Source organism: Cellulophaga algicola DSM 14237, assembly GCF_000186265.1.
GTDB classification, from domain to species: Bacteria; Bacteroidota; Bacteroidia; order Flavobacteriales; family Flavobacteriaceae; genus Cellulophaga; species Cellulophaga algicola.
Map to the genome: position 1 here is coordinate 3,527,637 of NC_014934.1, position 23,264 is coordinate 3,550,900.

The following is a 23,264-nucleotide window of genomic DNA, read 5'->3' on the forward strand; positions in this document are numbered from 1 at the left end:
ATTTACCGAAAGAAGTACAATCATGAAGAACTGGTTATTTATTTTGCTTTATTGCTTATTAAGCTCTTGTGTAAGTAAAGAGAAGAGCAAAATAATTCCTTTGAAAAATATAAAACAGAAAAAAATAATAACTACCGAAAAATTTGACATTGGAACTTTTGAGAAAAATAGTAATGATAATATTTATAGTTTTAAATTAGATGACGGAAGTTTAATTACATTGGAATTAGATGAGGACTTCTATTATAAAACAGTAATTCCGATTTTACCAAAATTATATACAGAAGAAAAGCGTTATTATAAATCAGGTTTATTAGAATCGATATTGGTTAAATTTCCAAATAATTTTATAATCAGCTTAGTAGAGTATGATAAAGAAGGAAAATTAATTAACAAAATTAATTATGACAGTCCTTTCAATTTTAATTTTGAACAACTCGTTAAATTAATTGAAAGTGAAAATGATGATATTGACATTTTAGATAAAAAAAATACTACAATAGGAAGAAAATCTGATGAAAGTGGAACTTTTTGGTTTATTACTTATTATAAAGTCCCTATGCGTAGAGAGGTTATTAAAGTGCATGGTGTTACTGGTGAAATTTTAGAGCGGTCATTTTATCCTCATAGCGAAGATTAAGATAACAACGAATAAAATAAGAGAGGTAATTGTATTGATACACAGATCAAAGGGCTCTAGAGATTGTGTATGGCTCTGAATTATAACCCCACTAAGAATTAATTAATACTACCAATGTTAAAGTCTTTCATTTAAACGCCAAAACTGGGGAGATTATAAAAGAACTTAATATATAGCAAAGCTAGGCATTAAGATTAAGTAAAACTTCTCAAGATAGGTTTTGGTATTCTAAAAAGTAGCATTTCTGTTATCTTATTATATAAATAGCCAATACAATTGCGTTATCCTTCTATAGTTAAACAGTACAAGCCCCGTTAGCGCGAGCGTCACGCTCGTGCCTACATTTCTTTCATTTTTTGATCTATGTTTAATATTCGACTTTGTTTGTTCTACTATGTTTGAAGACGTTGTGGATTGGGTCCATTTTCCCTAGTACATAATTTAATTTTTAGAATTAATTCTGAGGTAGGTGGTTTGAGAACTTCCAAACTATTATTTTAGTACTTTGATTAAAACGCTATGAAATTTATTTTTATAAAAGTACTAGGCATCACGCTCCTGCTTTCGTCATGTATGCCTAAAAAAAAGGAAGAGCAAAAACAAAGAAATTCAAAATGTGATTTAATGACCAGTCATAAAATTTCGAGTACAAATGAAGTAGAACTGAAGTGCTATTTTAGCGAAAATTGTACGATAGATTCTATTCAAGTAAGCTTTGCGCTAGACGAACGATCTTTTGAAAATAAAAACGACTTTAGCTTAAAAAATGTACTGGCAAGTATGGGCTATTTTGAAAAAGATTCTCGTTATCTCATAGGACAAAAAAGCGCATCTAATTTTTATTTAAATTCTCAAACTGGTTTTGTTACCGCTACATTTCCAATTACTGGTGTTACTTTAAGTACTATTAATTATATACAAGTAAATACTATAGGAGTTGAAAAAGGAAAAACTGTAGTTTCAAATTTGTACCCTTATGAAAATTCATTGGCCTTGGCTGAAATGGAAAAGACCTATTTAGATCATAAAGCTTTTTTAAATACAAATGTCCACCATGTGGTTCAAGAGGTCAAGGACGGTGCTATTGATAAGATATCACTCACGGTAAAAGCGAAAAATATAGATACCCTTAGTTATTATAATATTACTATTAACGGAGTGCCGTTGAAATTTAGAGCTAGTACTAAAGCTTCTTTTACAGATTTTCAGCATAAAAATAAAGCCTGTGAGTTTTCCAACCTTTTAAAAATGAATAAGAATTATTTAAAATTTGATGTTGCCATAGGTGCTTTAGATATTAAAGAAATTCAGGAACTTTCGGTGGATTTACATTAAGCCTTAGAATTAATAATATAATGAAATTTATAATGGGAAAACATGCCTACATCCTTTTTGCTTTAGTTGCCTCAATAGTCATTTCTTGTAGATCTCAGGAAGAAAACGTAGAATTAAGTTTTGAGAAAACCGATGCACCCCTGAAGATAATGGAGTCTATCACTATGGCTGATAGTGTGGTTGTAATTTTATTAAAACCCTATAGAATTAAGGTGAAAAGTAATTATTCAAGCACTATAAGAACAAGCAGGCTTAGTATGAATTCCGGAGGTGGTTCTGGATCTCATAATCCCAGTAAGTATTTAATTTATACAGATAAGCAAAATCTAGCTCCTCCTCCAACAGGCGTTAAGTTTTCGGGTCACGATACTAAGGTTTTCGATATTTACATTGGATATAGGATGTTTATTAAAAGTAAAGAAAAAAATAGCCTCTTTGTAAATGCGGTGTATTTGGAGGAAAATGGTGGGAGAAAAATCTATGATCTTAGTAAAAGTGAAATAGCACCTCGTTTTTTTGAACAGAAGATTACTGATGACATAAGAGGGTATCTCTCCTTTAATTTTTATAATTATGAAAATGAATTAGGTCTGGGACATACGATAAAAGTTGAAAAGTAATTGAAAATGGAGATTTTCAGCTAAATATTTTACTTTTCTCAAATTACTTATCGCTTACAAGTGTCAGAATGAATCTTTCAATACAGAAATACTTTTCAGGGAGGTTAAAAATACTAAACGAAGTAAAAACAATTATGTTTATATAATAGAAACATTTTTTTAAATGAATAAATTTTTTAAAAACATTTATATAGTGATCCTTGCTTTCTTATTTTTCAATTGCACAGGAGCAAAACAAGCCATTAAAATTAATCAATCAAATTCAGATTATGACGTTGTTATTCAATTTGCAAAGGGTGGTATGGATGATGTAATTAATATAAAATTTCCAAATCAGATAATAATTAAAAATAATTCTTTTTCTAAAAGATATTTTAATTTAATCAAATACACCTATAAGAATATTCCTAATAACCGGGACTATGGAATTGGATTATTTCAGCAGGATGAAAATAGTTTGAAAAAGATAAAGAATAATAGTAAAAAGAATATTTCGCCATATGGACAATTGCAATATATTTATTATACAAGGCACTTTGTAGATTCCTCAAAAAATATACAAGACCAGTTTAATATATATATCCAAAAAAAAACATCAAAGAACAAAGATACTTTGCATATAGGTACAGTTTCAGATTTCAAGAAAAACCACAAAGAACTATTTGAAAGACTAACTAAAAACGATAGTATTTCTGTGCAATTCTTAGATGGTAATAAATTTGGTGAACGTATCTCTGTGCCAGTAGAGTGGTAAAATCTGGTTTGCTAGGCTATAATAAACTTTTTTATGAAAAACATATTCCTAATATTAAGTGTATTAACACTACTCTGCTGTAAAGCACAAACAGAAAACGTAGAATTAAGTTTTGAGAAAACCGATGCACCCCTGAAGATAATGGAGTCTTTTACCATGGCTGATAGTGTATATGTAACTTTATTAAAACCCTATAGAATTAAGGTAAAAAGTAATTATTCTAACGACATAAAATTAAGTGAGATTTCAATAGGTCCTGATAATGATGGAGCGTCTGATCTGGGTAAATACTTAATTTTTACAGACAAAGAAAAATTGGCTCCTTATCCTAGTGGTGTTAAGTTTTCAGATTTCGAAATTAAGACTTTCGATATTTATATTGGTTATAAGATGTTTATCACAAATTTAGAGAAGAATGATCTTCTTAAAAATTCTGTTTTTTTAGAAGAAAATAGAGAGCGGAAAGTGTATGATCTTAGTAAAAGTGAAATAGCACTTCGTTTTTTTGAACAGAAGATTACTGATGAAATAAGAGGGTATCTCTCCTTTAGTTTTTACAATTATGAAAATGAATTAGGTTTAAGAGAAACTATAGCTGTTGAGTAATGTTGTGTAAGATTGTTTACTATTATGTAACTAAATTTAAAATTTGAGTTTTGGACACTTTATTTATGACAATTCTTATTTCCATTTTTTTATCTATTTGGTATAAAATAGTTAAGAATAAAAGGGGAAAAGAAAATTTAAGAAACGATAGAAGGTTGTTTGGGTTATTGAAGGAGTCTTTTTCATTTGCAATACCTACTAAAACCATAAGTATTGATGGCTTTAGAAACGTTGAATATGTTGATACATATCGGACTTCTAATTCTGAAATTTTAGAGCAACGCAGAGTAAAAGAAAGTAGTAGGCTAAAAGGGAAAAGTTTTATAGAACGCTTTTTTGAAGAAGATACTAATGACCATGACTCAGTGATGCGGAACGTTACATTTTTTAGCACTCAGTTAGCATTATCCTTTACCCATAAAAATATAGCTTATAAATTTTATCCACGGCTTCCCATTAACGAGACAAAGATTAGTTATTTATTATCTAAACGAGAAAATTTAGTAGTTTACGTATTAAAATTTGACCCCAATAAAAAAAGTGATATTCCAGATGTTAATACATTAAAACAATATTTCTTTTTTTTAGATGTTAGATTTTTAAATATTGGCGGGCAGAAATTTATATATTTAGGGAGAGAAATTTTGGATTAAAAGACTTGCTAGCGAGAGCGTCACGCTCGTGCCTGCATTATTTTCATGTTTTGCGCTCAGTGTAGCTTTTTTTGACTTTGTTTGTTTTACTAAGCAGGTAGACTTTGCAGAGCGCTACAATATTTACTCATACAATTCAAAAATTTTGTCCCCTAAAAAGGGCTTATTTCTAATTGTAAAAACTGATTTATTTTTATGATTGGTATCGGAATTATTTTTAGTGTACTATTATTTATTTGTGTTTACTTTTTTAGAAAACACAAAACCAATACTATAAGAAGTGGTGGTCAATTAAAATCTATACGATTAGAAGAGCTTTCAATAATTCAGTTAGATAATTTAGTGGTAGATGGTTTTAATAGAAAAGAGGAGCAATATGTAGACGAGTATGGTGCCGTTTATACTCCTGAAAAGTACCAAGAGCATTTGCAATCAGAAAATATTTTTACCATGGGAAAGGAGTTTAGACAGGAGTCTGTTGAAAACTTTTTTTCAGTAGTTAATTTTCCATTGCTCTATAATGAAAAGGAGTATGTATTTAAGCTGAAAATCCCTTTAGATGAAATCACATTACGGATGAGGTTTTATAATAAAAAGAGTACAAAAATTTATTTAAGTGAAAAGCAATATCCAGATGGTAGCATTCCACAAATGTCGGTTGATGGTGTTATTCAGAACTCCTTCAAAGAGAATAAAGATAAAGAAGGCTATTTTATTATTGATTTGAGCTTTTTAGGATTACCTACAATAGGTTTAGAGTGTTTGGGTGCTATTGCTATGGATTAAATTTGAAAATTACTTCGCACTGTTAGCGCGATCATCATGCTTCTGTCTGTGTTATTCTCTAGTTATCTAATAACTTGTCCTTCTTTAATGTTTTTGAGTTGAGTTTAGGATTCGATTTTATTTGTTTTGCTAAATCGGAAGAATTTGTGGAGCGGGAATGCATTATGGGTTCAACCCACATTACAATGCTTGTAATCGAAATTATACGCATGGAACGAGAGATTGTAATCCCATACAACCTAATGCCGTTAATGTAGGAGGAATTCATAATTCTCATTTATAGCGCACAAATTTTAACCGTCAAAATACTCATGCTTTTATTCAGTATATACTATGAAAAATAATTTTTTAATCTTATTTCTTTTATTTATGGCTTGTAAAGGCGAAAATAAGAATTTGATTGCTACACTAACTATCCAAGATAATGATTCATTGGTTCAAGTAAAACAAGAAAGCATACCTCTAGAATTTATTTCTAAACTACCAGATTTTGAATTACCGTTAGGTAATATTGATGTAGTAAAAACTATTTTCCCTGATAAGTTTGGACTTCCTTTGGAAACAGATGAGGATGGAGCATATTTAAATTTGAAGTCTGATGTTTTTACAAAAAAAATACAATCTAATACCAATACTTGGAAAAAGATATCAAATACCGATGGCCTTAACTATACACTTACAATAGAAGATTCTTTAAAATATTCTATGTACTCAAACTTTGGTAAACAAGTTGTTAGAGAAAATTATGAATTTATAGGAAAGATTAGAGATAAGGATTTCATTATGTTGTTAGGTAAACACACGAGTGATAATGCTTTAAAATCCTATAATTTCATTACTATAGTAATGGTATCAGTAGATGGTGTAATAATTGATGATTTAATACTTTATAAGCAAGAATTCGACTATGTTTCCTCATATTCTACTTTCTCATTTATGGATAAACAGAGGATAATATCTTCTAAAAGTTTTTTTGCAATTGAAGGTGAATATTTTTCTGAAAAAACAGAAAATTATCAAATATCCTCTGAGGGTAAATTTATTCGTTATTATGGAGAAAATGGAGATTATAAAAATGAATTAGAACAGGCTAAGAGTAGTACGGGTCACATTTTTTCAAATAAAGACAATATCAAAGAGGTTTCTATTGGCAAGGACAGTGTAATAGGTAATGGTATAATTTGTAGTGAGCTACATATTTCTTTCTATGAAAATGGATTGGTAAAAGAAAAAGGTTGCCAAGGCATCTATAAGGGTATGGGGACATCTGTTGGTACTTGGTATAAGTATAATTCCTCTGGAGTTTTAGTTGAAAAAGTCTATTATCATCTTGGAACAATGAAGGATGCCTATAAAGAAGTGGTTGAGTATTATTTAAACGGAAATAAGAAATCAATAGAAAGATTCACCAACGATGTACTCTTTGAAATTGATTTAGACTCGATTGGCGAATGGGAATATTACGATTTAAATGGAAAGCTAATGAAAACAAAGTCTTTCTAACTATAATTTTAAGTTAGGTAAACAATATCGTTTCAGATTTTAAATTCGGGTAATTATTTGACTATAGACCCAATAGAATTAAAGTACTGGCTAGCCTTAGTGCAGTGAATATATAGTCGTCTTTTTCTATTTTATTTGTTCCACTAAGTCTGGAAACTTTGTTGAGCGGGAATGCATTATGGTTCAACCTACATTACATTGCTTGTAATCGAAATGATTCGCATGGTTCTAGAGATTGTAATCCATGTTCTTCTACTGATAACAATTGCGTAAATTGTGGACAAATACATAATAATCATTTGCATTCGGGTAATTTTAATAATGCAAGCATAGAAAATTTAATTTAAGATGGAAGTAATTAAAGCACTTATATATTTATTTTTAGTTTTTTCATTATTATCCTGTAAAAAAGAAAAAAAAATATTAATATCTGAAAAGTTAGAGTTATCCAGTGATAAACCAAATTTTGTTTCTAATAATTTAGAAGCGGACTCGGTATTTGCTGATAAGGTTATCGAAAAACCTTTTGGATTTAGTGACTTAGAAAAGGGAAATATCAATAATGATATACAGGCATTAGTTTATTTTAAAAAATTTATATCTGGACTTAGTTTTAAGGAGTATAGGGGTAGGTTAAAAAGTTATTATACTCAAGAGTATTATGATGATGATTTATTCTATATTCCTTTAAAAAATAAATTACACAAATTATATTTTAAAGATAATATTTTGCTAAAACAAGGTGATATATCCTATTCCTTTGTTTTTACAAAAAAACAATCAAACAACCCAAATAGAAATCAAGAAAATATTTTTTTGGTCACACTAAAAGGTAATGATGTTATATCAAGTAAGAGAGTTTATTCTTATTTCTTAGGAGAATTTGGGTTTAGGAATTCTAGATTTTTTTATATAAATGAAAATAATATTCTCTACATTCAAGATTTTAAACAAGAAGAAAATATAGCTTCAATAAGTAATATCTACAAATACAAAATTTCTGAAAAAGGAAAATTTATTCGGTATTATGATAAAAATGGAGATTATAAAAATGAAATAGAAGAAGGGCTGGTTAAAAATAATACTAGAGAAGGGCCATGGGTTGAGAAAAAAATGAATACTTATGTGAATGATTTTACTTATTTAGAAGCTCATTTTGAGGACGGGAAGCCTGTAGGTGAATGGAGTTATTTTGTACTCAAGTATAAAAGAAATTCAGAAGGGCAAGCAGATTTAGCAACAGCCACCAAAAGCGCTCTATTGTATACGGAAATGTACAAAGACGGAGAAATGATAAAACGTGAGTTCACAAATGAATAGACCAAATAATAGAGCATAAATATTGGGGTGGAGCTAATATCCCCGCTAGCGCGAGCGTCACGCTCGTGCCTACATTTCTTTCATTTTTTGATCTATGTTTAATTTTCGACTTTGTTTGTTCTATTATGTTTGAAAACGTTGTGGATTGGGTCCATTTTCCCTAGTAGATAATTTAATTTTTAGAATTTATCATCAGGTAGATGGCTTGAGAACTTCCAAACTATTATTTTAGTACCTTGATTAAATCGCCATGAAATTTATTTTTATAAAAGTACTAGGTATCACGCTCCTGCTTTCGTCATGTATGCCTAAAAAAAATGAAGATCAAAAACAAAGTAGTTCAAAATTTGATTTAATTACCAGTCATAAAATTTCGGATACGAAGAACTTGATTAATGAAGTCATGAGTGACGAAAAATACGTTGTTTGTGATTGTTTTAATCTAAATTTAGCTCAAAAGTATGCTGGAACTATTGACAATATATCATGGCTCCCGACTGATTTTGTAAAAGATATTTATTGTAAAGGAATTAGTCATGTAGAACGTAATAATACGGATTATCCTTTCGAATCGGTTTATATTGAAAATTGGGAAAAGAAAATTATTTTTTCCGAAAGTGCTAATCGTGATTATAGAAAAGTCAGAGTTTTAGAAATTAATGATTCTACATACTATTTAACTAATTGGAATAAGAACAATTATAAATCTTCGGATTCAATTTTTATAGCTATGCGTAAAAATCAGATTAGCTTTATTACTGAAAATGATAGTATTCCGTATACTGATGGTATTGACTCTTTTCGATTTACTGATCCCAACTTACTAAAAAATGTTCTTACGGTTTCAGTGTTTCATAACTCTTATGATTTGTTTGATGAAGATGAAAATAAAATTGATGAAGCGGTTACTTTTGATGTATTAAAAAATGAGATTGTAAACTCTCAAAATTTCAAGACATTTAATTTCACGGGTTACTATTTAGATGAATTTTACCAAATGAAATTGGATGGTATTAAGTACTTTTTTAATTGGAATGGAAAAGATATAAACCTAAGGTCTACTGATGGGAGGGTCTTGAGATTGGAGCAACAATTTAAATAATTAGGCACACGTTGAATTAAAAATCTTCTATTTTTTTTTCTCTTATGCTCGTGTCAGCATTATTTTGATCTTTTGCGCTCAGTGTAGTTTTTTATTGAATCTATTTGTTCTTTTATATAGGGAGACTTTGCTTAACGTAACAATATTTACAAATATTAAAAAGGAAATCCTAAAATTTCTGATTATATTAATTAAGAATGGATTTTTTACTGCTACAATTAAACATAGAGCGGAATTATCCATTCAATATATTAAAAATAATATATTTTCTAAGAGCCCAACACACCCTTATAGAGGGTGGTATGGTCAAGGATATACAGGTGATATGATGATTCTAGATGGAAGAAGCAATGACAATTGGCACAAAGCAAGACAATATTATTGGCTACAAACAGAGTGCAAAGTTGAAAGAAAATAAGTGTAAATGTTAAAAATTAAGGGGAAAGATGCTTACAAAATCACTTTTATTTAGGATAAAGACAGTATTATAGATTTTTTTAATAAAAACCCTTTAATGCTTCCACCTATTGAAGATATTAAACATATTGGTCATGCACTGAAATAATTCACTAATAAAATTTAATTTATGAGATTACATATATTTATAATATTGTTTGTCATACTAAGTCTTAATAGCTGTAAAAAAGTACCTAAAAAGGATAACAATGTTATTGAGCTAAAAAAACTTTTTGATTTTCAATTAAGATCCTCAGATGAACAAAATTTTAGGGGTTTATCAAAAGTAGCATTCTCTGATAGTATATTTGTTATTTATGGTAGTAGTTTATATTCCAAAATGGATAAAATAGAAGATACAGTAATAAATTCGTATCGTCCACATATCTATAAAAAAGGAAAATTGATTAATGAATTTAATGAACAACATTCAAAATCATATTATGATAGCATTTTTTTGAATTTAACGACGAATAATTTAAAAACACTAACTATTCGCGAATTTAAAAATAGTGCTATAAATATCTTTGTATCAGGTCAAAACGATGTTGTTTTAGAAAAAAAGATTAAGGAATTAAAAAAAGAACAACTAAAAGACGGAACAGACATCCAATTTTATATAAATGAAAGTTATGAAGGAGTTTTAAAAATAGGTGATAAAAATAAGGAAAAAACAATTATAGTGTCAGAGTCTAATCCTGAACATTTCTTAGTATTACAAGACATTACTGGAGATGAAGTAGAAGAATTATTTATTGGAACTATAGAATATGATTATCATGGTTTTATAGTCTATTATTGTTCCGTATTTCAAATAAGTAATTAATATTTAAGAAATTAACCTATTGCTTGCAATATATAAAATTCATAGCCATCCTGCGGAATGCCAACCCCCGCTAGCGCAAGCTACATGCTTGTGCTCGCATTTCTCTCGTGCTCTGTTCTCAGTTTAACTCTATGCTTTATTCATTCCGCGAAGTCGGGAGATTTTGGGAGGAGTGTCTCCAAACTCTGAGACTACATTTATTTTCTTCCTTTCAAAAAATTAAGCTCATCAGTTTTAATCACATACCCCACGCGAACCATAGAAGTAAAGCGCTCATAATTAATTAGGTTTTCTGCTTGCCCGGCAAACCATTCTAACATAATATATTGATTAGATTTGTGCTTAGAGGGTCTGTAGTAAAAACGAGTTCGGAGCATCCCTTTGGCATCCCATTGTAAGCCTTTTCTTAATTGTACTTGAAGACTAAATTTGTCGTCCATAAAATCATGAGCTACCGTCAATTCCCCCAAACCCACATAATCTAATAACTCTGGGTTTCCACTTTTGTAGCCAAAGGGAATCCATCCTTTTATAGTCACTATCGTTTGAGGTCCTACAGCCCGGTGGTATTCTGCACTAAGCCGATTCCAGCTTCTGGAATAAATACTATCTCTACCATTAGATTCATGCTCAAAATACAAATTACCTATGCCTCGTATCCTGTCATTTTTATCAAAAAAAGCCTTTCCAACACCAATCGTAGGGTTAAAGTTTATTTCTTTAAAAGGATAAGAATCTTTATAAATATCCCAAAATGCTTTTTGGCTGTACGTCAAGAATAAATATGTTTCCCATGGCAGAACATCACGCGTAATCCTTTGCTTAAAACTAACTTGATATTTGGCATTCGCCGTAGTACTGTTTATGGCCTTATTGGTGGGTACACCCGTTATAAAGTAATTGTCTTTATGAATGGTGAAGTACGGAAGTTGTTGCATGGTATCTTTAAAAGCTTCACGCGTTAGGGTTTGTCCATTTACATCATTACTAAAGACACAAACTATGATTAGAAATAGTGCGCTAACGTTAAGGAGACTCGTTTTGTGTATATACATGCTAGTTGTGGTTACTTTTCTAAATTCTAAGTGTATGATTAGTTTAAATAAGGCTAATAATTACTTTACCTTTTGCGCTGCCTTCCGCTAAATATTCATAGGCGGTAACAGCATCTTCAAGCGGGTAAATAAGATCTATAATAGGTTTTATGTCTCCAGCATCTACTAGTGCTGCAATGGTATTTAATTGTACTGCGTTGGGTTGCATCCAGGTGAGCTTATACGTAGCAGATTTTTGCTCTATGAGCTGCGCTAACTTTTCAGGGAGGGCGTAATCTGTCATACCCATTTGTTGCGCTGTTTCTTCATCAGGTGGCCCAACAATGCTCGTTACGCTTCCTCCGTCTTTAATACACTTAAAGGCATCAAGTGTATAGTCATTCCCTAAAGTGTCAAAAACAATATCTAAATTATTGGCCACCTCTTTATAATCCTCCGTTTTATAATCAATGACTCGGTCTGCACCCAAAGCTTTTACCCAATCTACATTTTTAGTACTTGTGGTGGTATATACAATAGCACCTTTAGCTTTTGCATATTGGATGGCAAAACTCCCGACACCACCAGATCCTGCATGTATCAAAATCCTATCGTCCTTTTTAATCCCTACACGTTCTAGAGCTTGTAATGCAGTAAGGCCAGCTAAGGGCAAGGCAGCAGCTTCTTCAAAAGAACTATTCACTGGTTTTTTGGCAACATAATTAACGTCAATAGCTACATATTCGGCTACGGTACCCATTTGTTCTTGAGGAACTCTAGAATATACTTCATCACCAATCTTAAAATTAGCAACCTTAGATCCTTTTTCAACAATGACACCGCTTACATCGTAACCAATAGTGGTTGGCAGTTTTAAGGATATCATGTCTTTTAAGTGGCCTTGGATTATTTTATAATCAATAGGATTTAGAGCGGCTGCTTTTACCTGCACTAAAACATCCATTGGTTGTATCGAGGGTTTTTGTACCTCATTTATGGATAGTCCGTCTTTTATAGCTCCGTATTTTATTATTTGTAGTGCTTTCATAGTATGTTATTTTTTAGAGGTGTTCCAAGATTGCCATGCGCCAGTAGACCAAAGTGCCCATGCGATAAGGACAGGTTGAAAAAGGAGCCTGATTAATCGTGCGCTATCAGAATTTAATGCACCAAAAGCGTCTTTTTGATTTAAGTATTGCGAAATATTTCCTGGGAATACTAGGATAAAGAATAAGGCAAGGATCCACCCAATAGTTGTTTTACGCTGTGTCCATAGCAATAGGGCAAGACCCAGCGCTATTTCTACAAAACCTGATGCAACTACAACAAAGTCCTTGCTTATGGGAACAAAATCAGGTACTTGGGCTTGAAAATCTATCCGATTAAAAGTTAAATGACTATAGCCTGCGTATATCATAAAGAGTGCTAATAGTACTTTAAAGATATTTTGTAAGGTTGTTGTTTGCATATCTTTTGCATAGATACGGCCTTATCAAATGCTTAGTGCGTTTTATTAAAATTAGTATTAATCCAATCGAATAATATCCTATATACCTCTTCTCTTACAGGTTTTTTTGAAAGGATTAAATCATGTATTCCATTTTCTATCTCGCAAATGGTTACAGCTCCACTTAATTTATGGGCATATTTTTTAATATGAGTAACATTGAGAACAGCATCTCCTCTTTCAAAATTTTCAGACCAATGTTTCTCATTAATGGATTGGTTACTGTGTAGGATGAGCGTGGGTACCCCTATAATTGCTTTTTGTCTGATGTTTTTTTGAGCTTTATGTATTGCCCTAATAAAACCTAAATTTAGTTTAGGCACCTCATGAGGTTTCCAAGCAAGAGAATAGTCCCATTCCCCATGACGCTGTACGTGCAAACTGTCACCATAGCTTCCAGAGGGTACTCCTGGAATACGTAAGTTAGGAAAATATTGACCCCAAAATGAGAGGATAGGAACTCCAATTGTTCGTGTTATATAACTTAGATTAAATTCATAGAAAGGGCTATTACTTATTAACCCATGAAATAGTTTACTATTTAAATGATTTACAGCATAATTGGTGGTAATGAGGCCACCGTTAGAGTGCCCCATTAAAATGACCTGATGGTTATTTTCTGATTTAATTAGCTGTAAGGCAAGATCTAGTTCTTCATCATATTCTATAATTGATCGTACATTATTAAACTTTTGATGGCCTAAGTAAGACCTTCCATACTTTCGTAAATCTAATGCGTAAAAATTATAACCCTCTTCGTTAAATTTTTCAGCCATTTCTTTTTGAAAGAAATAATCATTAAAACCATGAACATACAATACCGCTTTTTGAGACGCTTTTTGGGCACTTTTCCGAATTAATGTAGCACTAACTTTTCCTTCGTAATCAGCAGGAAGCTCTAGCGTCATTCTTTCAAATCCGTCACCAAGAAAATCAGGTATATAACTGCTGTTTTTTAAGGGGACTTCTTGATACATCGATCTTAATTTTTCTAGAAAGTGATAACTTCCTTTTACATCTAATTGCAGTAATAATGCCATAGGTGTAAAGCTGACAAAATTTCTAGTCGTGAATACTTTTGACGCATCATCAAAGTACATTTTTACGACACGCATGGCTAGGGCGGTACAAAAAAATCCCTTAGAATATGCTAAGGGATTTTATATAATTAGTTAAAAATGAAGTTTATTTTTTGGTCTGCTCTTTGTACGTGCTTTCAAATATTTTATCGGCATTCGCAGATTCAAAACCATCACGCCTTTGGTTGCGTGTAAAGGTAGTTAAGCCCTTGTCTGTAAATTCTTTTAGAGGTAAGCGTTCTGCGAATTCTACATAACTTCCTGATATTTCATAGATTTCACCATTCGCAAATTCTGCTTCAAAGGTTTTTGCTACGGTACTGCTTTGTTTCAAAAGCCCATCAGGACTCACCTTAATTTTACCACCTGCAGTATTTAATTTTATACCTAAACCTTCAAGAAAGACATTAAATTTTTCTACAGTATTGTAATTGTTAGGTAAGTCGTGCACACTAATGGTGTAATGATTTAAATAGTACCGGTTATAAATTACCCAAGCAGCATATTCACTTTCATCAGCTAGTGCTAGATAATCAGGTAGGGTTGGTAGATCCCAAAGTGCTTTATGGAAAAAAGAACCTACAGCTTCAGTATCTTCTAAATCCAAAGTGTCTACGGGGTCAGTGGTAATGTGTTGTGTATAGCGGTAAATAATTTGCTGTGTCTTATCAGATAAATCCTTTACACGCAATTCACTCATAAAAATACGAGGTAAATGATCAGCAGGAGGTGCATACCAGTAGCCGTCTAATTTCTTTCCTTCAAAAAAGTAGTAATCCTTTTTTTTGTATCCATAGTGCAGGAATATTTTTTCAAAAGAAGAAACTCCTAAATGCGGTACGCCTAAAGTTCTAAAAGCAATATGATCGTTAATGATCTCACGTTCGTTGGTTATAATTCCTTCCGAAACCATGCCATTAGTAACTTTTAATACATCTGGAACACTATTCTTATAGGGAATAAAAAGTGCATCTAATATAGTTTCTAGGGCTTTAATTTTATCTGATACCATACCTGAATTTATTTTTAATCAAAAATAAGCTTACTTTTAATTCGAAACAATTCTTATTAACTGTCAAATGATAAGTAAAACTAATCAATTAGAATTTAGGTTACTTCGGTATTTTTTGGTGTTAGCAGAAAACTTGCACTACACGCAAAGTGCAGAAATTCTGTTCATATCTCAGTCTGCCTTAAGTCAGCAGATTAAGCATTTAGAAATAATACTCGGGGAGCAGCTATTTAAAAGAACCAACAGAAAAGTAGCTTTAACAAAAGCAGGAGTTTTATTTGAAGTAGAAGCAAAACGGATTCTAAAACAGGTAGATGATTCTCTTGAACATTGGCAATTGCAGCTAAATGGAGAAGTAGGGCAACTTACTATTGGTTTTGTAGGTTCTGCAATGTATCGTTATTTGCCGCCTATAATTAAAAAGTATAGTGCCTCACAGCCAAAAATTAATCTAAAATTAGAAGAGCTCATCAATAAAGAGCAATTAAAAGCATTGGAGAATGATGCTATTGATGTTGGTTTTATGCGGTCAAACTCGGTAACGTCTAATATGCAGTTGAAATTAGTGTATAGTGAGAATTTTTCTTTGGTATTGCCAGAAGATCATCCTATTGATAGCGCCAATTTTACAAATATAGGGACGCTTTCAGAGGAGTCTTTTATTCTGTTCCCCAATGAAAATAGCCCGCTCTATTATCAGCAAATATTAAATTTATGTGCGGAATACGGTTTTAGTCCTAAAATCTCTCATAAGTCTATTCATGGACCTACTATCTTCAAATTGGTGGAAAATAAAATGGGAATCGCAATTGTACCAAATTCTTTGCGAGATGATTTTAATTATAAAATAAAATTTATAGAATTAAAAAATGTAACCCATACCACATCACTTTTTGCGGTATGGAAAAAAGAGAATAAAAATGCCGCACTTCAACATTTTTTAGCACAACTCTAGTCGATAAGATTTTAAAAGTCATTTTTATATTAATTTTAGATACGTTAGTGAATCAAAATGTGAATTTTTATAATTGTTCCGTATTTATTGATGGTTAATCGTTTAATTAAAAATTTTAAATTGTACATTTGAACTTAAGAGAAGAACCTTAAAAATTAAAAGTAGGTTGATTTTAGTTTAATTTCTACCTATTTCTAAAACTTAAAAAATAATTTAAAAATGGCACAGTATACTCGAATTGAAGTAGCAAATGTGATGAAGGAAAACGGAATGGTTCCTTTGTTTTATCATCCTGATGTAGAATTAGGAAAAAAAGTATTAAAGGCAGTTTACGATGGTGGAGCTCGCTTAATGGAATTTACGGCTAGAGGTGATTTCGCTTTTGAAGTTTTTTCTGAATTAAATAAATACGCGATAAAAGAACTTCCTGGAATGATTTTAGGAGTTGGTTCTATTACAGATGCTGCTGCAGCTTCTATGTTTATGCAAATGGGTGCAAACTTCATCGTTACGCCTTCATTACGTGTAGATATTGCACAAGTATGTAACCGTAGAAAAGTACTTTGGTCTCCTGGCTGTGGTTCATTAACAGAAATAAATGCAGCCGAAGAATTAGGATGCGAGATTGTAAAACTTTTCCCTGGTGATTTATATGGACCAGGATTTGTTAAAGGAATTAAAGGCCCACAACCATGGACGAGCATTATGCCTACAGGAGGTGTAAGTACAGATGAAGCGAACTTAAAAGGTTGGTTTGATGCTGGTGTTACTTGTGTAGGTATGGGATCTAAACTTATCAGTAAAGAAATTTTAGCAAATAAAGATTATGCTGGTCTAGAAAAAACAGTAAGAGAAACCTTAGCATTGATCAAAAGATTAAGAGCTTAGTTTTTTAAAATAAATACCTATTAAACTTTAAACCCTGTTCAATTTTCTTGTTCAGGGTTTTTTTATGCGCACACCGCTCTTTTTTGTAACTTTTGGCTTTTAAAAAGAGCCATGAACAAAACGCTTAAAATTTTAACGCTTTTATTTTTTACACTTCAGTTTATTTCCTGTGCAGCACAAAATACGCTTGTAGCAGGGGAGCAGGAAACAGTAGTTACCAAGAAAATTAACTATTATTTATATTACCCAGATGAATACGATATAGCGTCAAAGAAAAAATATGGTATCCTATTATTCTTACATGGTGCCGGAAGCATTCCAACAGATGCAACTCAAGAAATGTTACCGCCAGATGCCCTAACTGATGGAACAGCATATCCATTTCTTATTTTAGTACCCCAATTGCGCGAACCAAATAAAATGTGGAATACTACAGCGGTAATGCAATTATTAGATACGGTTATTGCTCAAAATAATATTGATAAAAAAAAAGTATACCTTTCCGGATTAAGTCGTGGCGGGGCAGCAGCTTGGGATTTGGCCATAGAATATCCTGAAAAATTTGCAGCTTTAGCCGTTGTTTGCGGAATGGCTCCTACGCCTTATGCGCATTGGATAGCTAAAAGTTTGCCTATAAAAGTTTTTCATGGTAAGAAAGATAAAATCATTCCATATTCAGAATCAGAAGAAATGGTGAATAGGTTAAAAACATTAGGCTATAACGTTACATTAACAAGTTATGACCACTATGGACATGCGATTTGGGATGTAGTTTATAAAAATCCAGCCCTATTTAAGTGGTTCGAAAAGCAAAAAAAGATGTAACTTGACTCCGATTAAATCAAACAAACCAATAATTTTATGCAGATAATAGAAAATTCTACCCTTTACGATGTGATAATCGTAGGTTCGGGAGCAGGAGGAGGAATGGCAACCAAAATTCTCTCCGAAGCAGGATTAAAAGTAGCAGTTGTAGAAGCTGGTCCCTATTTTGACCCTGCAGCGCCAGAGCAACAGACACAGTTTAAATGGCCTTATGAATCTCCTCGTAGAGGGGCAAATACCGTACGCCCATTTGGAGAGTTTGATAGTGCTTACGGGGGTTGGGATATTGAAGGAGAACCGTATACCACTGAAGAGGGTACAGATTTTAGATGGTTTAGATCTAGAATGTTAGGAGGTAGAACAAATCACTGGGGTAGAATTTCGTTGCGTTTTGGACCTAAAGATTTTAAACGTAAAGATATGGATGGTCTAGGCGATAACTGGCCAATAGGTTATGATGATGTAAAACCATATTATGATAAAGTAGATAAATTAATAGGGGTTTTTGGTTCTAACGAAGGCTTGCCTAATGATCCTGATGGCTTTTTTCTTCCGCCACCAAAACCACGGCTGCACGAGTTATTTTATATAAAAGGAGCACGAAAGTCAAACATTCCAGTATACCCTTCACGAATGTCTATGCTTACCAAAAGAATTAATGATGAGCGTGGTATTTGTTTTTATTGCGGCCAGTGTTCTAGAGCTTGCTCTGTATATGCTGATTTTTCTTCGGGTACGTGTTTAATTTTTCCAGCACAAAAAAATGGCGGACAAATAGATCTTTTTGTGAATGCCATGGTGCGAGAAGTAACCACCAATGAGGAAGGCAAAGCAACTGGAGTTTCATATATTAATAAAGAAGATAGAAAAGAATATAAGTTAAAAGGTAAAATTGTAGTGCTTGCTGCATCAGCCTGCAGTTCTGCGCGGATTCTTCTAAATTCAAAAACGAAACAACACCCTAACGGCTTAGGTAACAGTAGTAATATTGTAGGGAGATACCTGCATGATTCTACCGGTGGTAGTCGGTCTGCATTTATCCCTGATTTAATGAACCGTAAAATGTATAACGAAGATGGTGTAGGAGGGATGCATGTCTACACACCTTGGTGGTTAGATAATAAAAATCTGAATTTTGCACGTGGCTACCATGTTGAAGTTTGGGGAGGAATGGGAATGCCTAGTTATGGCTTCGGGTTTAACCACAATGAATTTAATAAGTATTTTGGCATCAATGTGGGGGGTTATGGTAATCCCTTAAGAGATGAGGTGAAACAATATTATGGTTCTACTATGGGGTTTGGAGGACGTGGAGAATCTATTCCTCAAAAAGATAATAGATGTGAAATAGATCCTACCAAAGTAGATGAGTTCGGAATTCCGGTATTAAAGTTCAATTATAAATGGACGGATGATGAAATTAATCAAGTAGGGCATATGCACGATACTTTTGAGGAAATTGTTCATAATGTAGGAGGGCATTTGTTAGGTGATAAACCTACTATTGAACAGAAAAATGGCATATATGCTCCTGGTGAAATTATACACGAAGTAGGAACGACTAGAATGGGAGACGATTCAAAAACATCAGTAGTCAATAAGTTTCAACAGTTACATGATGTAGCTAATGTATTTATTGTAGATGCAGGACCATTTGTCTCTCAAGCAGATAAAAACCCAACATGGACTATTTTAGCTTTGTCATGGAGAACATCAGACTATATTATCGAACAGTTGAAAATGCAAAATATCTAAAAGATGGATAGAAGAAAGAGTATAAAATCACTTATTTTAGGAGGAGTAGCAGGTGGTTTGGCATTAAATGGGTGTAAGCCAGAAAATGTGGAGCCAACAGGAGACAATATAGCCTCAGGAGCAGAAGCTTATTTTGGGAGAACTCCAGAAGAAAAGGAGCAGATAGCTAAACTTAATGCAGAACAATTTTTAAATGCTCACGAATTAGAAACATTAACGGTGTTAGTAGATTTAATTCTTCCTGCAAATGATAGCTATGGTAGTGCTTCCGATGCTGGTGTCCCAGACTTTATAGAATTTATGACTAAAGATTATCCTAAATTTCAAACCCCTATTCGTGGTGGGTTCATGTGGTTGGATCATAAAAGCAATAAAGATTTTGGAGTAGAATTCAAAACAGCTACGGTAGAACAGCAAAAAGTAATACTAGATACCATTGCCTACCCAAATGTTGAAGTGCCAGAGTCTAAAAGACCTTTAGAGGTTCAGTTTTTCTCCTTAATGCGTAACTTAACATTAACGGGCTACTATACGTCAAAAATAGGAATTGAAGATTTAGGATATGTGGGTAATACACCAAATGTATGGGATGGTGTTCCTAACGATGTGCTAAAACAACATGGTGTGGCGTATGAAGATGAATGGTTAGCAAAATGTGTAGACCAAAGTAAGCGGAACACAAAAGCAGAGTGGGATGAAAAGGGTAACTTGCTGACTTAATTAAAGCGCAGAGCCAAACAAATTAAATACTATTCATGTTTAGAATTATTTTTTATGTACTCACCATCAATACACTGTTTTTGTGTTTTGGATGTAAAGAAAATAAAACAAGGGATCTTATAAGTGACGTCCAAGAAGTTGTCGTAGAAAAAGAGGATCAAAAACCGATAACAATATCTGTTGTAGTACCACAGAAGCCTAAGCTAAAAAGTTTAACGGGCTTGGCAGATACTACATTTATTCGTTTAGCAGATTATAGTGCAGATTTTGTGTATGATTTGCGGTATGCTACCACTAATAATTTTTTAAAAGCCAAAGTTTATGAGTGCGCGGAATGTTATACGCGAGTGAAAACAGCAAAAGCACTGCTCAAAGCAAATGCAGCTTTTATGGAAAAGGGGTATAAAATTAAATTTTATGACTGTTACCGGCCAAATTCTGTACAATACAAAATGTGGGAGATTGTTCCTAATCCGCAATATGTTGCCAATCCTGTAAAAGGGTCTATCCACAATAAGGGAGGAGCAGTAGATATTACACTTGTAACTTTAGAAGGGGCCGATGTAGCTATGGGAACCGATTTTGATTTCTTTGGAAAGAAAGCGTATCATGATAATCTAAACTTACCGCAAGAGATACTAGACCACCGTAAAATTTTGAAAAAAACGATGGAATCTTTCGGGTTTTGGTCCATTAGAACAGAATGGTGGCATTACAATTTAAGTGCAGGTAGTAATGCTAAAATTGCTAATTTTAAATGGGATTGTGCGTCTTAAGAATATAAATCATGAATAAAAATAAAGTATTTTTTTTGCTGTTGTTGTTTATGTATATGCTAGGGAATGCTCAGGATACGATACTGCCCATTTGGACTAAAGAAATTCCTAATCGAATAGCAACCGATGAGAAGGAAGTAGAAGATTCCGAAGAAATTTTACGGATTAGTTTGGTGCAAAAACCTATAATAGAAGTTTTTCTGCCAGCGAAAAGGAGTGCTACAGGAAAGGCTGTACTCATATTTCCGGGAGGAGGCTATCATTTTTTGGCATACGATTGGGAAGGTACAGACGTTGCCAAATTTTTAAACGCTAAAGGCATAGCTGCTATTGTTGTAAAATCTAGATTACCAAATTCTAAATCTTTAACAGAGGCCTATAAAGTGCCACTACAAGATGCACAACGGGCTATGCGTATTACTAGGGAAAATGCCTCAACATGGCATATTAATCCTAATGAAATTGGTATCATTGGTTTTTCTGCAGGTGGGCACTTGGCATCAACGCTAGGAACGCATTATGATGAAATTGTTTATGAAAAACAGGACCCTGTAGATGAGCTAAGCGCAAGACCAGATTTTATGGCTTTAATTTATCCTGTGATTACTATGAAAGAGCAGACCCACCAAGGATCTAAAAACGCGCTCTTAGGAAAAAAACCATCCGATGACCAGGTGGAAGCATTTTCAAATGAAACCCAAGTAACGACACATACACCACCTACATTTTTAGTGCATGCTACAGATGATACCGTGGTTCCTGTTGAAAATAGTTTGCTGTTTTATACCGCTTTAAAAGCACACAAAGTTCCCGTTACCCTTTTTGTCTACCCGAAAGGCGGACATGGATTTGGTTTAGGACTTCATGATGAGTTTTTAAAAGATTGGCCTAATCAGCTTATGACTTGGATGGCTACATTGAAGTGATAACCCTTAGACTTTAAAGCATTTTAAAAGCACTAATTTATCGGTACTGTCCGTAGTGAAGAATAGGTACATATCGCCACCATCTTTGATTTTAAATTTTTTGCGAATGGAAGCTACGGGCTCTGGGAAATTTCGTGTGGTGATATTGGCTTTGGTAATCTTCAGTTTTTGAATTTCTTTCTTATTGAAAGGGATAACCGCAGCTACTTTAAATACTCTTCCAGGAAAATCTACCAATTCATTAGAGGTATAAAGGTGACTATGTTCCTGTAATTTGTATAGCTTAAAATGATTTCCGACACTCTTAAAAGCACCTGATTTTAGAATAGCACTATTGGGCTCGTAAAGATAGCTAAGTGGCTCAGAGAGGCTAGAAACCATAGCTCTTTCTTTGTTTAAAATAAAGTCAAATGTCTCTGTTGTATTTTTTAAAAGATTGATCGTTTTGACGGTGATTTCTTTGTCGTAATTTTTCTCTAAAATCCAGAGTAATTCTTTTACATCATTTTGCAAGGCAACCACCTGAATTTCCTTTACGAATTTCAGTTCATTGATGCCAATCGTAAAATCTAATAGAGGAGAAGTCTTAATTAGAAGATGATTAGATTTTGAAAAAAGAAGTGCTAAGTTCTCTGGAACATTCGGGAGGCAATCCGATAGGAAAAACACTTTTTCTTTAGCATCATTTCTTCGGGAAGGATCTATGAAAATCCAGTCCAAATCCAAATTCGTTTTTGTTAAAAAATCCAATCCATTTTCAGGAATACAGCTAATGTTTTTTTTGCCTAAAATATCAAAATTATAGCGTGCAATTTCAGAGAGATTTTTATCCAATTCACAATGGTAAACTTCTTTGATTTTTTGACTAAAAAAGAAGCTGTCTACACCAAAGCCTCCAGTAAGGTCTAGCAATGTATTTCCGTTCACTAAATTTGCCTTATATTGGGCAGTATTTTCCGATGAGGTTTGCTCAATATTCAATTTATTAGGGTAGTAAGTTTTAGGAGTGTTAAACCAAGTAAAGAGCTTTTCTTTGCACTTTTTTTTGGCCTCTAGCTGTTCTACGAGCTCTTTTTGAGTTACTGCTGTAAATTGTTGTTTTTTAAGTAATACTGACATGATGTCAGTATTCCAATTTTTAGATATAAATTCTTGAACACCAGTATTTAATATATTTTTATTCAAA

General features: G+C 32.7%; 24 protein-coding genes. 18 read left to right on the forward strand and 6 right to left on the reverse strand.

All coding sequences use genetic code 11. The annotated features are described in order from the left end of the window. Window positions 1-22 precede the first annotated feature (22 nt). From CELAL_RS15370 to CELAL_RS15425, 11 genes are all read left to right on the forward strand, one after another. Window positions 23-640, forward strand: coding sequence for a hypothetical protein (locus CELAL_RS15370; protein WP_013551812.1), 618 nt, complete (start codon window positions 23-25; stop codon window positions 638-640). Window positions 641-1,159: 519 nt separating this feature from the next. Next, on the forward strand, window positions 1,160-1,975 hold the full coding sequence (locus CELAL_RS15375) for a hypothetical protein (protein WP_013551813.1): 816 nt from the start codon (window positions 1,160-1,162) through the stop codon (window positions 1,973-1,975). A gap of 20 nt (window positions 1,976-1,995) precedes the next feature. Next, window positions 1,996-2,595 (forward strand): hypothetical protein, encoded by a 600-nt coding sequence (locus tag CELAL_RS15380; RefSeq protein WP_041557757.1) that lies wholly within the window; start codon window positions 1,996-1,998, stop codon window positions 2,593-2,595. A gap of 163 nt (window positions 2,596-2,758) precedes the next feature. Then, complete coding sequence (locus CELAL_RS15385) at window positions 2,759-3,349, forward strand: hypothetical protein (RefSeq protein WP_013551814.1); 591 nt, start codon at window positions 2,759-2,761, stop codon at window positions 3,347-3,349. A gap of 33 nt (window positions 3,350-3,382) precedes the next feature. Then, window positions 3,383-3,955: a hypothetical protein gene (locus CELAL_RS15390; protein ID WP_013551815.1), complete on the forward strand. Its 573-nt coding sequence runs from the start codon at window positions 3,383-3,385 to the stop codon at window positions 3,953-3,955. 50 nt (window positions 3,956-4,005) lie between these two features. Then, window positions 4,006-4,608 carry a hypothetical protein gene (locus CELAL_RS15395; protein WP_013551816.1) on the forward strand — a complete coding sequence of 201 codons (603 nt, stop codon included), beginning with the start codon at window positions 4,006-4,008 and terminating at the stop codon, window positions 4,606-4,608. A gap of 195 nt (window positions 4,609-4,803) precedes the next feature. Next, the gene (locus tag CELAL_RS15400) at window positions 4,804-5,394 is read left to right on the forward strand and encodes a hypothetical protein (RefSeq protein WP_013551817.1); all 591 of its coding nucleotides are present in this window, start codon (window positions 4,804-4,806) and stop codon (window positions 5,392-5,394) included. Between the two features lie 369 nt (window positions 5,395-5,763). After that, entirely contained in the window at window positions 5,764-6,897 is a 1,134-nt protein-coding gene (locus tag CELAL_RS15405; protein WP_148229691.1) for a toxin-antitoxin system YwqK family antitoxin, read from the forward strand. A 348-nt stretch (window positions 6,898-7,245) separates the two neighbouring features. Then, window positions 7,246-8,217 carry a hypothetical protein gene (locus CELAL_RS15410; RefSeq protein WP_013551819.1) on the forward strand — a complete coding sequence of 324 codons (972 nt, stop codon included), beginning with the start codon at window positions 7,246-7,248 and terminating at the stop codon, window positions 8,215-8,217. 250 nt (window positions 8,218-8,467) lie between these two features. Then, window positions 8,468-9,319, forward strand: a complete 852-nt coding sequence (locus CELAL_RS15415; protein ID WP_013551820.1) for a hypothetical protein — start codon at window positions 8,468-8,470, stop codon at window positions 9,317-9,319. A 586-nt stretch (window positions 9,320-9,905) separates the two neighbouring features. Continuing rightward, window positions 9,906-10,601, forward strand: a complete 696-nt coding sequence (locus tag CELAL_RS15425; RefSeq protein WP_013551821.1) for a hypothetical protein — start codon at window positions 9,906-9,908, stop codon at window positions 10,599-10,601. 197 nt (window positions 10,602-10,798) lie between these two features. On the opposite strand, the gene CELAL_RS15430 is transcribed toward CELAL_RS15425, so the two are convergent. The 5 genes from CELAL_RS15430 to CELAL_RS15450 form a co-directional block, all read right to left on the reverse strand. Beyond that, window positions 10,799-11,656 (reverse strand): phospholipase A, encoded by an 858-nt coding sequence (locus CELAL_RS15430; RefSeq protein WP_013551822.1) that lies wholly within the window; start codon window positions 11,654-11,656, stop codon window positions 10,799-10,801. 43 nt (window positions 11,657-11,699) lie between these two features. Next, entirely contained in the window at window positions 11,700-12,683 is a 984-nt protein-coding gene (locus CELAL_RS15435) for an NADP-dependent oxidoreductase (protein WP_013551823.1), read from the reverse strand. A 6-nt stretch (window positions 12,684-12,689) separates the two neighbouring features. After that, a complete protein-coding gene (locus CELAL_RS15440; RefSeq protein WP_013551824.1) occupies window positions 12,690-13,103 on the reverse strand; it encodes a DoxX family protein in 414 nt (137 codons plus the stop codon). Between the two features lie 32 nt (window positions 13,104-13,135). Next, window positions 13,136-14,182, reverse strand: a complete 1,047-nt coding sequence (locus tag CELAL_RS15445; RefSeq protein WP_218916567.1) for an alpha/beta hydrolase — start codon at window positions 14,180-14,182, stop codon at window positions 13,136-13,138. Window positions 14,183-14,327: 145 nt separating this feature from the next. Continuing rightward, complete coding sequence (locus CELAL_RS15450) at window positions 14,328-15,233, reverse strand: DUF1338 domain-containing protein (protein ID WP_013551826.1); 906 nt, start codon at window positions 15,231-15,233, stop codon at window positions 14,328-14,330. Window positions 15,234-15,300: 67 nt separating this feature from the next. Here CELAL_RS15450 and CELAL_RS15455 point away from each other — a divergent pair, with 67 nt between their 5' ends. The 7 genes from CELAL_RS15455 (at window position 15,301) to CELAL_RS15485 (ending at window position 22,078) form a co-directional block, all read left to right on the forward strand. Beyond that, on the forward strand, window positions 15,301-16,188 hold the full coding sequence (locus CELAL_RS15455) for a LysR substrate-binding domain-containing protein (protein WP_013551827.1): 888 nt from the start codon (window positions 15,301-15,303) through the stop codon (window positions 16,186-16,188). A gap of 219 nt (window positions 16,189-16,407) precedes the next feature. Continuing rightward, complete coding sequence (locus CELAL_RS15460) at window positions 16,408-17,076, forward strand: bifunctional 4-hydroxy-2-oxoglutarate aldolase/2-dehydro-3-deoxy-phosphogluconate aldolase (protein WP_013551828.1); 669 nt, start codon at window positions 16,408-16,410, stop codon at window positions 17,074-17,076. A 111-nt stretch (window positions 17,077-17,187) separates the two neighbouring features. After that, window positions 17,188-17,901, forward strand: a complete 714-nt coding sequence (locus tag CELAL_RS15465; RefSeq protein ID WP_013551829.1) for a carboxylesterase family protein — start codon at window positions 17,188-17,190, stop codon at window positions 17,899-17,901. Window positions 17,902-17,937: 36 nt separating this feature from the next. Continuing rightward, entirely contained in the window at window positions 17,938-19,656 is a 1,719-nt protein-coding gene (locus tag CELAL_RS15470) for a GMC family oxidoreductase (RefSeq protein WP_013551830.1), read from the forward strand. Between the two features lie 3 nt (window positions 19,657-19,659). Beyond that, complete coding sequence (locus CELAL_RS15475; protein WP_013551831.1) at window positions 19,660-20,376, forward strand: gluconate 2-dehydrogenase subunit 3 family protein; 717 nt, start codon at window positions 19,660-19,662, stop codon at window positions 20,374-20,376. Between the two features lie 35 nt (window positions 20,377-20,411). Further along, window positions 20,412-21,152: a M15 family metallopeptidase gene (locus tag CELAL_RS15480; protein ID WP_013551832.1), complete on the forward strand. Its 741-nt coding sequence runs from the start codon at window positions 20,412-20,414 to the stop codon at window positions 21,150-21,152. Window positions 21,153-21,163: 11 nt separating this feature from the next. Continuing rightward, window positions 21,164-22,078, forward strand: coding sequence for an alpha/beta hydrolase (locus CELAL_RS15485; protein WP_013551833.1), 915 nt, complete (start codon window positions 21,164-21,166; stop codon window positions 22,076-22,078). Between the two features lie 6 nt (window positions 22,079-22,084). Here CELAL_RS15485 and CELAL_RS15490 read toward each other — a convergent pair whose 3' ends face one another. Further along, complete coding sequence (locus CELAL_RS15490; protein ID WP_013551834.1) at window positions 22,085-23,263, reverse strand: THUMP-like domain-containing protein; 1,179 nt, start codon at window positions 23,261-23,263, stop codon at window positions 22,085-22,087. Window position 23,264: the final 1 nt, after the last annotated feature.